This window comes from Streptomyces cyanogenus, assembly GCF_017526105.1.
Classification (GTDB): Bacteria; Actinomycetota; Actinomycetes; order Streptomycetales; family Streptomycetaceae; genus Streptomyces; species Streptomyces cyanogenus.
In genome coordinates this window covers 119458-134564 of record NZ_CP071839.1, presented here as the reverse complement: position 1 = coordinate 134564, position 15107 = coordinate 119458, and the positions used below count along the sequence as shown (strand labels likewise).

Here is a 15107-nt window from a genome sequence, read left to right as displayed (position 1 = left end):
CGGCAGCTCACCGCCGGTCTGCAGGTGCTGCCGGACGAGGTGGAAGGATCTCGGCGGCCTTGCGGGCGGCGGCCCTGGCGTTCTTCAGAAACAGCCCCACCCGGTACCCCTTGTAGGTAGCGACCAGCGGCGCCAGGAGATGGCCCGCTTCCGTTGCCCACCCGCGCGCGGCCGCGAGACCTTCCTCCCATGCGACGTCGAAGTGGCTCCAGATCATGCCGAGCTTCTCCAGCTGGACAATGCGGTCGGCGTCCATGTCGCCGCGGGCGTAGACGCGCCTGGCGTCGGCGATCCATTGCCCAAGGGGGAACCCGGCGAGCGTGGCCGGCCACCCCTCGGCTTCCGCCTCCTTCTCGTGGCGTCCGGGCACGCGGTAGGTGAACGGCACGCGCAGGTCGCCGTGGAGCCGGTGGTAGAGGACGGCGGCTTCGATGCCGCGTCGCCAGTGAGCGTGTTCGGGGTTGAGGACACGCAGGTTGATGAACGCCGCAAGCTGCGCCGGATCACGGGGCGTGCTGAACTTCAGCAGTGCGCGGGCCGGCACCGAGAGCCGGTCGCTTCGGTCGCTGCCTGCTCCCTCCTCTTCCACCCCGCTGCGGCTCTGTACGCCCCTGACACGGCTTGGCGCCTGGGGCTGCGCCAGAGCCTCCACGCCCCTGGCGTCGTGTGCCCTGAGCGCTTCCAGCAGCTTGGCCAAGCCACCGAAGGCCCGCGAGGTCAGCATGTTGTCGACCGTCTCCCCGGGCCCGAGCAGGACCGGCACCACCAGCGAGGCGACCTTCCCCTCACCGGGCTGCATCCGCAGCGCCCGCCCGACGGCTTGGACGAGGTCGGGCATGGAGCCGCGGACGTCCGCGAAATACACGGAGTCGCAGTGTCGGGTGTCGACGCCCTCGCCGAGCACCCGCACCGAGCTCAGGAAGCTCTTCTCCACGACCGTGCCGTCCCTGGCGATCCCGGCCGCGAACTCACCGAGCACTCGACGCCGGTGGCCCGGCTTATGGTCGCCGCACAGCCAGTCCGCCCACACGGTGCGCGGGTACAGCTCAGCGTCGGCCGCGTGCAGCCGGTCGGCGACGTGAGGGAGGCCGGCCGCGAACGCTTCGGCCTCCTTTACCTGGTGGTGAAAGACCAGCGTCCTGCGGAAGCCTTCCTCGGCCGAGGCCTTTACCAGCGCGGTCTGCAGGGCCGCGAGCCGCGCCCCGCGCACCTGCTCGGACCGTGCGTCCGCGCCCAGGAGCTGGGCGGCCTGGAGGTGGGTGTCCGTGATATCCACGCACACCACCTGGTAAGGGGCACAGATTCCCCGGTCGATCGCCTCCGAGAGCGTCAGGGTGTAGCAGCGAGCCCCGAACGGCCCCTGTGGGTCGTCTTCCATGCTCGCCACCAGCTCGCCCGGCACGCCCGGCGCGGTCTCGGAGTCATCCTCCAGCTGCCACAACCTCGGGGTGGCGGTCATGTACAGCCGACGCAGGGCGGGGATGCGGGTGTTGTCGTGGACGACCGCCCACGGCTTCCCGATCCGCCCGGAAGTCCGGTGGGCTTCATCCACGACGATCAGGTCCCACCCCGCGAGACCCGCGGTGTGCGCGCGCTCGAGTGTGCCAAGCCCGAGTGAGGCGTAGGTAGCGAACACGGTGACCTTGTCGAGCGGGCGGACCCAGGAGACCAGCTCGTCCACGTCCGTGGTGTTCGGGAAGGACGCCTCCGGCCCCTGCAGGGACGAGACTCCGATCATCGGTCCCGTACGCCCGCCCTCGCGCCAGGCGGCCTCGGTTTGCGCGAGGAGGTCCAGCGACGGTACGAGCACCAGCACTCGACCCGCCTGCAGCTCCTCCGCGCTGCGCACGGCGACGAGGGTCTTGCCCGATCCGGTCGCCATGACCACCTGAGTCCGCAGACCCCGCTCGGGCACAGTAGATCTTGCAGGCAATTCGAGCGCCCGGAGAACCCCGTCCACCGCTTCACGCTGATGAGGACGAAGTTCTGCCACAGCCATCCGATCCACTCTCTCCCGCGAGCTGGACAACAGCTCTCACGCACCCACTGTGACGGAGCAGTGATCTTGAGGGAGCTCGGTAGCTATGGTCTGATGTTCCGTCCTTTGGTTGGGATTTGGAGCCAGGAGAGCGGTCCGGTCCGGGAGTGATGGGCGTGGCTTGGCGGCGTGTGCGGTTTGGTTGTTCTGGTCGCTGGCCTGGAGTCCTGTAGTTGTATGGGAATGATCTTGGGTTTCCTGCGGATGTAGTGGTGCGTCTATGGGTGCGCCTATTGGTTGCGCTGATGCGGTGATGACGAGCGCGTGAGTCGGCGGTGGGCTTGGTGTTGCAGGCCGGCCTGGTGCGGGTCTGGTTGGTCGGCATTACGGCGGAAGGCCCCCGCGTTTGCGGGGGCCTTCCTGACGACGTTCAAGGGATGGGTACTACTGGGTGGCGGCTACCCGCTCGCCTTTGGTTGTCAGTTCGAGTTCGACCACGACTTCGTCGTCGCGTGTCGATTCTGTTTCCACGGACACCAGTCGTGCCTTTGCCAGCCGTGTAATCGCGGCTCTGGCCGACCGGTTGCTGGCGGGGAACGCTGCGCACAGCCTTCCGGGCCTGAGAGCGGCGAATGCCCAACCTGTAAGGGCTTCGCCTGCGCGATTGTGCTCCTGGATTGTGCCTTCTCGCACCGGCTTTCCAGTCGCAGGCCCTGAGTCTTCGGCTTCGCGGTGTGTAGCGTTCAGCGCGGTCAGCACCTCGCGATCCAGTTCCGTGAGTTCGATCGGCTTGGGAGGCCTTCCGCCGCGGCGGTCCCACCGCTTCTCGAAAGCTTCGACCTGCCACTTCACGAACACCGGACCAGCCTTGAGGTGAGCCACGGCGGGCGGGAAGTCCTCACGCTGTACGACCTGGGCAGCGCGCTGCCTGCCGACGCCGAACATGGCGGCGATCTCGGAGACTCCGACCAGTTCGGGCACAGAAGGTTCCTCGAGCCTGCGGTCCAGTTCCTCCTCGGTGACCAGTTCGATGCCGACCACCGTGTGGTTGATTCCGGTCTGCTTGGCCGCAGCGGTGACTTCCTTGAGTGCTGTGTCCACGGCCTGCCGCGCGGTGCCGGCTTCGATGAAGATCCGTACCGAGAGGTTTTCGCTGGGGGCGGTGCCGACGGCGGGGCTGCAGTCGGCCAGGTGCTCGTGCAGTTCGTCGACGGTGTCGTCGCTGACGTCGCGTACGCCCAACTCGACTTCGATGCTCCACGCCTGAGGCATAGTTGTGACAACTCCTCTCTGAGTTCTCTGGGGTGTTGCGGTCCGCCGGGGGTGCCTCCCGGCGGACCTTCTCGTGGCTTGCTACTTGTCGATGAACCCGGCTCTCTTGAGCTGAGCCTTCGCGTTCTTCAGGGCGCGAGGGTCAGACGATGTGCCGGAGATGGTCGTTATCCGCTCGCCGTCCTTCGTGACCATGTAGTGGCCCTTGCTCGTGCGCCTGACCTCGAAGCCCTGCTCTTCGGCTCTCTTCGCCAGGTCCCGTTCTTCCTTGGCCAACTGTACCTCTTTCCCTTTACGTCGTCCAGGAATTGTACCTCAGAAACCCAGGACAACGTTTAGGGTAAGTGTTCGATGTCGGCTCCCTGGTTCGAGCAGCGGACCTGCAGTCCCATCGGGCATTGCTGCCGGAGCCCTCGTGCTGAAGGTCCGCCCCGCCTTCCTTGGGGCATGTATGTCTTTGGCTGGGTGCGCACACCATTTGCGCTGGTCAGTGGCGTGTGTAGGTGAGGAAGGCGCGGAGTGGGTCGTTCGCGTTGGGGGTCAGGCGGGCGAGGCCGAGCCGGCAGGCGATGAGGATGAGGGCGTCGTTGGTGGTGCGATGTGGCCGGTTCGGCAGGGTGGCGAGTGCGCGGGCGAGGGCAACGGTTTCCGGATAGATCACCAAGTCGCGGGTCAGGAGTGCGGGGGAGGCGCTGCCTGTACTGGTCAGGTGGGGGTTGGCCTCGCATAGCTGGTTCAGGCGCCGGTGCCAGCGGTAGTTGAGGTGCTTTTCGTGGTCGTACCAGCGTGTGGTGATGGCGTGCGCTGTGGTCCAGGTGGTGGCGGCGCGGGGGTGTCGTAGGAGGCGCTGGTGGGCGTGGTGGGCGGCAGCGAGTTCGGGCACGACCCAGGTGCGGATGGTGGTCGTGAGTCGTGGGTCGGGGGCGGCTTGGTGGTGCCGAGGGCACACCAGCCGGTGCGGCGGCCGGCGAACCCAGGCGGTGTCGGTGATGCCGTGGCTGCGGTGGCGGGTGCACAGGGTGCAGGCGCGGACGGGCTGCTGCCCGGCCTTGAGCCGTTTCCAGTGCGCGGCGGCCTTGGTGCTGTGGGCGTCGTTATTGGGGGCGAGGCGGGGCAGGGTGTGCGTCAGGTGGGGGAGCGGGGTGCGGGTCAGGACAGTGAGGTGCCGGGCCGCGTTGTGATTGAGGTGGAGTTCGGCTGCCGGCAGGGTGCCGTGGCCGTGGAGAGTGATGCCGGCGCCGTCGAGGAGCTGGGGCAGCGTCAGCCGATAGGCAGCGGCGAGCCGTTGCACATAGGAGGCGGTCGCTTCGCCGGTCAGCGGCCGTACGCGGAGCACGCCCGGCGCGGCTGACGGGATCTGCAGCCATGTCCCTGCGGTGACGACACTGCGCTGCGCGGGGACGGCTGCGGCCGTATCCCAGGCCGTGACGTCTGACCGGGTCACGGGGTGCTGGTACTGCGGTTTCGGGGCCGGTGGTGGGGGCGGTAGTGCTGTTCGGCGAGGTGGTCCAGGCGGATGGCTTCGAGGGTGGTTTTGGTGATGCGTTCGGTGCCGTCGATGAGGGCGGTGATGGCGGCCTGGCGGATGAGGCGGGCGAGGCTGCCGATGCGGCCGGCGGTTCGCTCGTGCAGGTAGGGGGCCAGTTGGGGGAGGGTTCCGGGCCGGTGGTGGCGCAGGTCGAGTGCGCTCTCCATGGCTTTGACGAGGTCGCGGAAGGGTTCGCTGTCGCCGAGGCGGGCGGGGAAGGCGGCGCAGTCGATGAGGGAGGCGCGTCCGGCGAGCTGGGCGCCTCGGACCCCGGTGAACAGGGGTGTGGTGGTGACGTCGATGCCGGCGTAGACGAAGGTGGCACCTATGCGTTCGGTGAGGTCTTTGAGCAGGTCCGCGGTCTGGGCGCCGCTGGTGGTGCGGGGGTTGAGCCGGTGGACCTCGTCGATCATCACTAGCTGGACGCCTGCGGTGGTGTAGGTGTGGCAGACAGAGTTGGTGATCTGGGCCTGCGACATGCCGGCGGCGACGGGGATACCGAGGTAGCGGGCGAACTCGGTGGCTAGGGTCTTGGCGCTGGCGGCGGGCGGAACCAGGACGTAGGCGACGGGCACCTGCCCCGCTGCTGCTGTGGGGCCGTGGCGTCGGGTGTGGGCGAGGTGGCAGGCGCGTCCGACCTGGAGCAGGGCGGTGGTTTTCCCGGCGCCGGCGGGTCCGGTGACGATCAGGGACGGCCGTGCGGTGACCGTCTGGTGGCGGCCGAGGATCATCAGGGTGCGCACGTTCTTGGCCAGGGTGTCGATGGCCGGGGTGCGCACGGTGACGAACCGCGAGTGGTAGGCGAGGCGCTCGGCGAGGCTGCGGGGCGGCGCGCCGGGTGGGGGAGGGGCTGCCATAGGTGTGGTGGCGAAGGCCTGGAAACCGTCCCAGGTGGTCACCGACTGCTGCTGCGCATCAGGGGCGTCGCCGTCGGCGCTTGCCGCGGCACCGGGAGGCCGGTCCGCTGCCGACGGGGACCCGCCGGCCGCTGCATCGTTCGTGCCCGGGGAGGCGTTCACCATTGTTCGGCCTCTGCTTCGGCGTCCCACAGCCCGTATCCGCCTGCCTCGGCCGGCCGCACGCCCGCGCCCTCCGGCTCGCTCGTGTCGGTCTCGGCCGCCGCCTCGATGCCGATGAGGTCGTCCAGGCTCTCGCTCCAGTCGGGGGCCGGGGCCGGTGTGGTTTCCGTGTCGAGGGGGCGCCGCTGGCCTGGCAGATCGGGCAGCTGTGCTGCCGTACTTCCGGAGCGGGGGGTTCTGCGGCGGCGGGTGTTGTGCTCGGTCCCGGCGGGGCTGCGGGTGCGGCGCAGGAGCTGGTCGAGGGCGTCGGCGAGGTCGGCTTCGTGTGTCTCGCGGTCTCCGCGTTGTTCGACCTCGGTCTGGATGTAGCGCCAGAGGGCGTCGTTGAAGGGCTGGTGGACGTGGTCGCGGTGGATCCACGGGATTTCGTGGAGTTTTCCGTCGGTGAGGCGGACCCAGATCTGGCGGGCGTCGTGGGGGTTGTGGTGGACCTCCCACTTGCCGTCTTTGCTGGCGACATCGGAGCGCTGGCCGCGGTGGGCGTCGAGGATGTCGTGGTTGTAGGTGCGGTAGTCGAGGCGGATGCCGCGTTCGGTGATGGGCTGCCACCGCACCGGCAGCAGTTCGAGGTAGTCGGCCCCGGTCAGCGGGACGGGTACGTAGCCGCTGATGGTGATGAGCGCAGCCCACATCTGGTTCGGTGTGAGGGCGGACTTGGGCAGGACGGGGTGGCGCAGTCCGTCGTGGGGCCGGTTCTGCCAGCCGCAGGTGATCCATTCGTCGAGGAGGTCCTGCAACTGCGGGATCGTCCACCGCGCCTCGGCGGTCACGTCCTTGCCACGCCGCAGGGGGTTGGAGCCGGTGTGGCCGGCGACGTGCTGGCAGAACAGGTCGTTGATCGCGCCGAAGGTCCGCTCCACCACGGCCTTGGCCTGCGGACGGCGGGGTGGCGCGGGCTGCACGCTCACCCCGAGCGTCTCGCAGGCGGCGACGAAGCCCTGCGAGAGGTAGATCTTGCCGCGGTCGACGACGATCGTCTCGGGCACGACCACCGGGCGGGCGGCCGCGCCCTCCAGCCGCTCGTCCAGCGACAGCATCCGCTCGTAGGGCACCTCGGCCCGCGACAGATGCAGCGACTTGGACCAGGCGGGCCGGGCAGGATGGGGGACGGCCATTTCCGCCAGCAGCAGGGCTGCATCGACGGCTTTGGTGCTGTGCGGGCGCAGAACCGCGGCCAGGATGGAGCGCGTGGCGACGTCGACGGCAATGGTCAGCTCCGGCCGCCCCAGGCTGCCGTCCTCCAGGACGGCCATGATGTCCAGGCGGGTGGTGTCGATCTGTACCTGTTCCCCGGGCCGCAGCACCACCGGCGCCGACGAGGTGCGGGCGGGTGCGGTAGCGGTGCGTGCGGGACGTCCCGGACGCTCGGCCGGGTCGGCCAGCACACTCACCAGCCGGTAGAACGACGACCGCGACGGCATCTCCACCACCCCGCGCCCGTGCGTGTCCTCCAGGATCTGCCCGACCAGCACCTGCAGTCCCTTCACCGTCCCCTTCGACCGGCCTCGCTGACGCCGCAGCGCTTCCAGCACCGCGGCCACGACCCGCTCGTCGGCATACCCCGTCGGATGACGGCCGCGTGTCGGCACCGTGCGCTTGTCGACCAGCCCCCACAAGCCCTGCTTGCGGTAGACGTGCCGCATCCGCTCGACCGTCGTGCGGGTCACCCGGGTGAAGCCGAGCGCGGTCAGCTCCTTCGCCTTGGCCGCATCCCGCTGCGCCAGGGTCCACCGCTCCGGGTCGTACTCCGGCCGCATCGCCTGCCCTTCGCGGCTGCCTTCAGGGTGCGGCCACCCGGTTTCGACCTCCCGAATGTGGGGCAGCCACGCCAGCGCCCGCTGCTGGGCCGCCAACGGAACGGTCTCGAACAGCCCCCATCGCGGGACCGTGTCCGGCGCCTGCGCGCCCACCACTTCGAAGCCCGGATCGGCGAACAACCGCCCGAGCAGCAGGCTCATTTCCGCGCCGTCCTCCTGCAACAGGTAGACCTGCTGGCCCTGCAACGCAGCGACCTGCCAGGTCTGCGCCCGGTAGACGACGTGCGCGCCGACCTCCACCACCGGCCGCCGGCTCTTACCGTGTGTGCCGCCCACGGGGCTCAACCTCTCTCCGGATCGCCGCCGACGTTGCTCAGCCGCCTCTCGACGCCCTCCCCACGTTCTGCGTCTGACCAGGTCAGCGCCCGCTCGTGCAGCGGCTCATCGAGAGGCGTCGTCAGATGCCCGCACCACAGCGCGTGATAGGCGGCCGGTAGGACCTGCAAGGAATCGCCCACCACGGCTACGCCGTCGGCTAGGGGCCGCGGCGCGGCGAACGCTTCGGCCAGCGCGGCCTGCAGCCCGGGCGGGCCCTGATAACGGGGGTGGCGGTAGCCGGCCAGCCATCGCAGGTTCGCCGCCACCACCGCTGGAGGCGGCTCAAGGCGCCGATACGACCAGCCCACGCGCACGCACGCCGCCTCCAGGACCATCCGCGCCCGCTGCGCCCTGTCTCCACCGGCGGTCGGGCTGGAGGGGCAGTCCGCGAGCAGGCCGGTGCCGTCGGCGTACCGGGCGAACAACTGAGGCACCCACGAGCGCACCCGCCCGTCGGGATCACACCACAGCAGCCGTACCGGACGTGCGGACAGGCCGGTCACGTCCGGGTCCCGGTCCAGGACCATCAGCTGGGTGCGCATCGCTGCCGAACCGTGCACCACGTGCCGTCCGGTGGTCGCCGACCACCACCAGCCGGGCCCCCACCGGCGGCCCGGAACGACCGGAAACGCGGATACCGGCGCCAGATCCTCGAACCGCACCGACGTCGCCCGATCCCACGGCAGCTGCGTTGCCTGCCCGGCAGCGGTGGCGAATGCCGCTTCGACGTCCATCCCGCCCCACCCGTTGACAGCGTGCTGCTCCACGCCGGACAGCCAAGTGCCTGCCGCCTCTGACGGAGGGGCACCTCAGCAGCCATCACCCGAATGGGTGACCGGTGTGTCGCTATCTGCAATCCTGCGACAGACTGCTTGTCGGATCTTCAACCGGCCTGTGTGGAGCCGCTTCTAACATGGCCTCAGGTTGGGGGAGCAGTCTTGGGGAGGGACCGCGCGGATGAAGGTGCTCAGGCCGACGCAGCCGACGAGCGAGCAGCTCACGGTGATCAACAACCACAAGCCGGGGGTGTTCGTCGTACGGGGTGCCGCCGGTAGCGGCAAGACCACTACGGCCTTGTACCGGCTGAAGTTCACCGTCGGCTTTTGGCAGCGTCGCCGCCGCGACGGCTTCATCAGCGGCCCCGTCCGCGTACTGGTCCTCACGTACAACCGCACGCTGCGCGGTTACATCGAGGAACTCACCCAGGAGCAGCTCAAGGGCAATGACGTCGAGCTGACGATCTCCACCTTCGCGAAGTGGGCCACCGACCGTGTGGCCTACGAGCGGATCCTCCAGGACCACGAGCGCAACCGGAAGCTGGATGCTCTGGCCGCTCCTCTGCCGTTGTCCGCCGACTTCGTACGCTCTGAAGTGGACTATGTCCTGGGCCGCTTCACGCCCGACCACCTGGCCGAGTACATCGAGTGCGAACGTCAGGGCCGCGGCCGCTCCCCGCGGATGCCGACCCCGTTGCGCCGCCGGCTGCTGGAGGAGGTGATCTATCCCTTCCAGGAGTGGAAGAAGCAGCAGCAGGCCTGGGACTGGTCCGACCTGGCGAACGCCATGGCGGCCAAGCGCGCCGACGACCCCTACCACGTGGTGGTGGTCGACGAGGCTCAGGACTTCTCCGCCAACCAGGTCCGGGCCGTACTCAACCACCTCACTGACGAGCACACGCTGACCTTCGTCCTCGACGCTGCTCAGCGCATCTACCCTCAGCGCTTCACTTGGAGCGAGGTCGGCCTGAGCGTGGGCTCGCACAACAGCAAGCTGCTGTCGAAGAACTTCCGCAACACCCGGCAGATCGCCGCCTTCGCCGCTCCGCTGCTCAAGGACGTGGAGACAACGGACGACGCCGCGATCCCTGACCTCACCTCTTGCAAGGAGGAGGGCGACAAGCCTCTGCTGGTCCAGGGCACCTTCACCCAGCAGATGGATCATGTGGTGCAGTTCCTCAACGACCTGGGACCCGACAACGACGAGTCCGTCGCCATCCTTCACGCCAAGGGCTGGTTCGGCGAGGTCAAGAACCGTCTTAACTCCGCCGGACTGGCCTACGTCGAACTCACCCGGAACGCCGAGTGGCCGACGGGACCGGTGAACGTTGCCCTGTCGACCATGCACTCCGCCAAGGGGCTGGAGTTCGACCACGTCATCATCGTCGGACTCAACAGCGAAGTCATGCCGCACGCCACCGAGCCAGGTGACAGCGAGCGAGACGCTCACCTGCGCCTGCTGGCCATGTCCGCCGGACGCGCCCGCAAGACGCTGACCATCACCTACAAGCCCTCCGAGGCCAGCGACCTCATCGCCTGCATGGACCCGGACACCTACGAGGTGAAAGCCGTATGACCGCGGCAGAGTCGATCCCGGCCATACCGGATGGTGAAGGACAGGCTGAGGGCATCAACGCGCTCATCCAGGAACGCAAGATCAGCGAAGTGGTGCATTTCACCACAAATCGCGGCTTGCTAGGCATACTCCTGCAGCGAGAATGCAAGGCACGGGCACTTCTGTCCGAGGACGAGTATCTGGAGAGCATCTACCACGAGAACACCAAGTGGCGCCGCGAGGACCCGAAATACTGGCGGTACGTGAACCTCAGCATCAGCGAACCCAACCACAGCTTTCTGCGCACCAGCAGCCAAGAGTGGTGGGCGAACGAAGACCTGTTCTGGGCAGTCCTCAGCTTCGATCCCGTCATCATGACGCACCCAGGCGTGCTGTTCTCCCCAAGCAACATGGGATACGAGGGCATCACCCCCGTGGAGGGACTTCCTGGAGCCGAAGCTCTCTTCGCCGAGCGAGTCCCCTACGGATTCGGTAAGAGCACGCCGCCACGCGGCAACCGCGAGCCTCACCTTCCCACGAACCCGCAAGCCGAGGTGCTCTACCCGCAGGCCGTCTCCACACGACACCTGCAGCGCATCTACGTCCTCACTGACGAGGACGCAGCGAAGGCTGAGGCCATTGTCAGTGTCAGCGGACATGATGAGGTCGACATCATTGTCGACCCGGTCACGTTCGGCAGGTAAGGACTACGGTGAGCGCCATGCAATGGGAGGCAGTACGCGCCTCAGCCCAGTGGGCGGCGTACGGAGACGCACTCGGCTTCATCACCGAACTGACCGACACCGCTGGCGTGCGACGCCGCATCGGGCGCGATGACGTCACCACCACCGTCCCCTGGAAAAGGCGCATCGGAGGACGCTACGGACGCGACATGCCCCTACCGGCAGGCGCGTACTCCGACGACACCCAGCTACGCCTGGCCACTTCACGTGCCATTCGCGGAGACGGAGAATTCGACGCCGAGGCATTCGCGAAGATCGAAGTCGTCGCATGGCAGGCCTACGCACTCGGAGCCGGCCGCGGGACCAAAGCGGCAGCCACCGGCTTGATGCGGGTCGAAGCCAAGTGGTCACAGAACATCTTCGCCACCAAAGCCGCCCGCTACGTCGACATCGGCGGCAATGGTGCCGCCATGCGCATCCAACCCCACGTCTGGTCCGCACGGGACCTCACCAACTGGGACCACATCACCCGCGACGTCGTACGAAACGCCGTCAGTACCCACGGCCACCCCCGAGGCATCCTCGGCGCCGTCCTGCACGCCATCCTGCTGGCCCACGCCCTGGACACCAACGAACTTCCCGGCCCCAAGCAGTGGCGCCCCGCAATCGACTGGCTGGAGCAGGTACCGGACGTCATCGCAAAAGACGACGAACTCGCGTACCTGTGGCTACCCACGTGGACTGATGCCGCAGGCATCGACTTCCGCTCAGCCGCAGTCACCGTCGCCAACGAATGCCGCGCAGCACTCGAAACCTTCGACCCCACAGCACCCCTGACCGCAGAGACCTACGCTGCTCTGGTGGAGCAGTGGGGCGGCTTCAACGACGCGACTCGCGGATCAGGCACGGTCACCACCCTGCTTGCAGCGGTGCTCGCCCATGCTTATGCCGACTCACCCGAAGCCGGCCTGCTCCTCGCCGTGAACACTCTCGGCTCGGACACCGACACCATCGCCACCATGGCTGGCGCGCTCCTAGGTGCCGTCACAGCAGGCCCTCCACCTGGCGCAGTGCAAGATGTGCAGGTAATCGACTCCGAGGCACGCCGCATGTGGGACATTTCCCAAGGGCGCGAAGCCAGCACCTTCGCCTACCCAGATCTGCTCCGTTGGAGCCCCCCCAAGGCCACACTCGACCTTGTAGGCCACACGGCTATGGGACCGGCACTGGCCGGTCTGGGGCCTCTTACCCCTACGGACACACCGACGGCGAGCAACCAGGCCACATACGTGTGGGGCACCTTGCCCTTCGGCCAGAGGGTCTTGGTCCGTGCCAGGCAAGATCTCAGGCCTCTGGATGAGAACCTGCTCCCGGGCGATGTGAGACAACCGCGGAGCCAACCTGCTGGGGATGCTCCGAGAGAACAACAACTTCTCTTCGAAGCTCCATTGCAGACTGCTGTATCCGCCGATCAAAGGCCTCACCTCTCCGGAACTGCGCCCGCTGCCGTGAGCGAACGCGCCCATAGGCACGCACCCCCGCCCATTGAAGAGATCGTTCAAGAGCTGGCGAGAAACGGCTTTGCCCCCGACCAGGTAGGCCGTGCACTGCTCCAGCAGATCCGAGGCGGCCGATACAGCGTAGAGCGGGCTGCTGCGTTCGCTGGGCTCCTTGCCCGCGCCTACCATCAAGGCGATCAATAGCAGCTTGCCCGTGGTGCACCCGTCAGTACGGGACGCCTTGCTGCTGGATGCCATGGTGCTTCCTGGCCTTGACGTCTATCGGGAATGGGGCGTGTGTGGGCCGATGGCTGTCAGCAGTGTCTGTTGGTGGGGGTGGAGTTGGTGCCACAGGTTGGTCTGTTTGCGGGCCCAGCGGTCGAGTTCGGATGGGGCGGGCCCGCCTGCGGCGGCGAGGGTGCGGTACTGGTGGTAGTTCCGTTGCCAGGTGCAGGGCCAGGGTGGGTTCCACCACGGGTCCAGGGCGGTGAGTTCTTGCAGGGTGTGGGCTGTCGGTTATTCGCATAGTTGAGGCATGTCTACTGCTGCGACCTGTGACATCTCAACTGCACGCACAGAAATTGAGATTGAGTCGTTTGTCTGGTTGGGCTGCTCTGACGGGATAGAAGGGCTCTTGTGGCTACCGGTGACAAGCGTGTGGCCTGGGGTGCCGTATCCCTGTCAAGAATGTCTCAACTGCATGGATAATTTCTTGGGGCTGAGGTCCCTGAGGTGCGAAGAAGTAGATCTTGATGTGAGGGGGGAGTGTCGCTCCACGAGCCCACAGCGGGTGTGCCTCCTGCCCCCGAAGCCGGCGTTCCAGAGGCGGGAGATGGCTGGCCACACGACCGTCCTGCTGGCGCTGTTGGTTGGTTTCCCCTAACAGTGGCGGGTGTTCGTGCTGGATGAGCCGCCGTGCAGGGCTATGGTCGGCCGACCAGCGATGCCTAGGTCGGTGTGCTGCTGGCCCAGGAGCGGGGCACCGCGGGTCATCGTTCTCCACGGCGAGCGCGGCATGGGCGAGACGTACGCTCTGCGCCAGGAACGCAATGCTCTGCTGGCCGATGGTCTGCATGCCACCTGGCTGGCTGAAGCGGTGCACCGCGACCCGGTTAGCGCAGGCGCCCGCAGGCAGCTTGACACCTCCTGTGGGGTCGGGGAGCGGCATGTCCTTATTGACGGCCTGGACGGACGCCTTAACGATCTTCCCCATCTGGATCAGATCCTGGACGAGGTGCTCGAGGACGTGCCCGACCGCGGGTATGCCAGCAGGTGCTTATGTGTTTTTGCGTGCCAGCAGGGTGATGAGCATCCCGATTTTCGGATCGAGCGGGACATCGCCTGACCCGAAGCCCAAAATGCTTGCCAGGTGAGGGCCGTAAATGTCGACGGCTGCCTCCGTCAGCTTTGAAAAACCGTCAATAGCAGTCCGGCCGCGCCGCCAACTGGTCAAGCTCGTGGCCAGCCCGATGAGAAAGGAGGGCCACCAGATAGCTCCGAGCGCGAAGTACAGCAGTCCCCATGCACCGAGTCGCGCCGCGTCGTTGAACTCTGAGCGGACCTGCTCCACCTCGTTCCGGGACGCCTCGGGCATGATCAGCCATAGGTGGGGCCACGTTTCGGCGAGGTGCAGGTCGTAGGCGATTTCCACCCGAGTTCTGACTGCCCCGATCGAGTTTCCCATCCATGTCGGCCGGTCAGGCTTGGCCAGTGAGATCCGGTTCCGGGCGATGTGGTCCTCGCAGTTCATCCACCGCTTTTGCAGCCGTTCGGTGAGGCGCGCAGCCAAGGGGCGAAACGGACGGGGCCAGTTTCCCAGCCACAAGCGCTGCACCCAGCCCGCGAGAGCGCCGGCTGCCAGGCCGACGACTGCTGAGGCAAGCAGCACTCCTACTGCGGCCAGGATCAGGGTCACCGCAGGCTGCTTGTCGAGGTCTGCGGCGTAGTTGCTGCTGCGCTGGATGAGATACGACCAGTCGTTCCAGTGCTCCTGGCCGACGACTACGGCAGCCGCGACGGAAGCGAGAAACAGCAGGCCGGGCAGCACAAGAAGGGAGAACCACTTCTCGGCCAACCTCCGGCCCAGTTCACCGAGGAACTCCTGCATGGTCAATCCAGTTCACGTTCAGCGCGGAGTTGCTGGTCTCCGATCTCGCAGGACGGAATCTTCTTGCTTGGCTCGGGACACCATTCGCGGGCGCAGATCCTTACGGGGCAGACATACCTGACACGAGGGGGAGGTGTGGGAGGTATGAAGCTCGTCTGATATGCCATTAGATCGTCGACGGCGACGCCCAGGCTTAGCGCCAGACTTATGAGGGGCTCCTTGAATCCCCCGCCCTGGCGGGCCGTCTCGACGATCGCCTCCAGTTGCTGCTGGGTCTGTACGGTCCCTTTTTTCGCGGCGAGACGGCGCAGCGCGGGGAGTTGCTCGCAGAGCCATGCGGTGTCTTTGCGGGGATCGGTCATCTCAGCCACCCCAGAGGATCGAGAGCGGGGGAGGGGATGCGGCAGGACTCGCACGCAACTACGATATGAACTATGTACGCGGAATGCACCTCATGTCGCGATAATTGAGGATTCATCCAATCATTAATAGAAT

General features: G+C 67.1%; 13 protein-coding genes. 4 read left to right on the top strand and 9 right to left on the bottom strand.

The features are described 5' to 3' along the window. Positions 1-7: 7 nt before the first annotated feature. From S1361_RS00500 to S1361_RS00470, 7 genes are all read right to left on the bottom strand, one after another. Positions 8-2029, bottom strand: a complete 2022-nt coding sequence (locus tag S1361_RS00500; RefSeq protein WP_425086576.1) for a helicase associated domain-containing protein — start codon at positions 2027-2029, stop codon at positions 8-10. Positions 2030-2422: 393 nt separating this feature from the next. After that, on the bottom strand, positions 2423-3250 hold the full coding sequence (locus tag S1361_RS00495; protein ID WP_208029899.1) for a hypothetical protein: 828 nt from the start codon (positions 3248-3250) through the stop codon (positions 2423-2425). 81 nt (positions 3251-3331) lie between these two features. Beyond that, a complete protein-coding gene (locus S1361_RS00490; protein ID WP_208029898.1) occupies positions 3332-3526 on the bottom strand; it encodes a hypothetical protein in 195 nt (64 codons plus the stop codon). 211 nt (positions 3527-3737) lie between these two features. Further along, on the bottom strand, positions 3738-4694 hold the full coding sequence (locus tag S1361_RS00485; protein ID WP_208029897.1) for a TniQ family protein: 957 nt from the start codon (positions 4692-4694) through the stop codon (positions 3738-3740). Further along, positions 4691-5677 carry a TniB family NTP-binding protein gene (locus S1361_RS00480; protein ID WP_208029896.1) on the bottom strand — a complete coding sequence of 329 codons (987 nt, stop codon included), beginning with the start codon at positions 5675-5677 and terminating at the stop codon, positions 4691-4693. Before S1361_RS00480 ends, S1361_RS00485 begins: the two co-directional genes overlap by 4 nt. Positions 5678-5793: 116 nt before the next feature. After that, the gene (locus S1361_RS00475) at positions 5794-7950 is read right to left on the bottom strand and encodes a Mu transposase C-terminal domain-containing protein (protein WP_243768999.1); all 2157 of its coding nucleotides are present in this window, start codon (positions 7948-7950) and stop codon (positions 5794-5796) included. Positions 7951-7955: 5 nt separating this feature from the next. Beyond that, positions 7956-8726, bottom strand: a complete 771-nt coding sequence (locus S1361_RS00470) for a TnsA-like heteromeric transposase endonuclease subunit (protein WP_208029895.1) — start codon at positions 8724-8726, stop codon at positions 7956-7958. A gap of 223 nt (positions 8727-8949) precedes the next feature. Between S1361_RS00470 and S1361_RS00465 the strand changes: the two genes are divergently transcribed. From S1361_RS00465 to S1361_RS00450, 4 genes are all read left to right on the top strand, one after another. Further along, positions 8950-10344, top strand: a complete 1395-nt coding sequence (locus S1361_RS00465; RefSeq protein ID WP_208029894.1) for a 3'-5' exonuclease — start codon at positions 8950-8952, stop codon at positions 10342-10344. Further along, positions 10341-11027, top strand: a complete 687-nt coding sequence (locus S1361_RS00460; RefSeq protein ID WP_208029893.1) for a DarT ssDNA thymidine ADP-ribosyltransferase family protein — start codon at positions 10341-10343, stop codon at positions 11025-11027. The genes S1361_RS00465 and S1361_RS00460 overlap by 4 nt, the downstream gene beginning before the upstream one ends. A gap of 17 nt (positions 11028-11044) precedes the next feature. Next, entirely contained in the window at positions 11045-12709 is a 1665-nt protein-coding gene (locus S1361_RS00455) for an ADP-ribosylglycohydrolase family protein (RefSeq protein ID WP_243769474.1), read from the top strand. Positions 12710-13520: 811 nt separating this feature from the next. After that, positions 13521-13850 (top strand): hypothetical protein, encoded by a 330-nt coding sequence (locus S1361_RS00450; protein ID WP_208029891.1) that lies wholly within the window; start codon positions 13521-13523, stop codon positions 13848-13850. Here the strand turns inward: S1361_RS00450 and S1361_RS00445 are convergent. Together S1361_RS00445 and S1361_RS00440 are read right to left on the bottom strand one after the other, a co-directional pair. Continuing rightward, complete coding sequence (locus S1361_RS00445; protein WP_208029890.1) at positions 13782-14612, bottom strand: hypothetical protein; 831 nt, start codon at positions 14610-14612, stop codon at positions 13782-13784. The genes S1361_RS00450 and S1361_RS00445 overlap by 69 nt on opposite strands. A gap of 2 nt (positions 14613-14614) precedes the next feature. Then, on the bottom strand, positions 14615-14974 hold the full coding sequence (locus tag S1361_RS00440; protein ID WP_208029889.1) for a hypothetical protein: 360 nt from the start codon (positions 14972-14974) through the stop codon (positions 14615-14617). Positions 14975-15107: the final 133 nt, after the last annotated feature.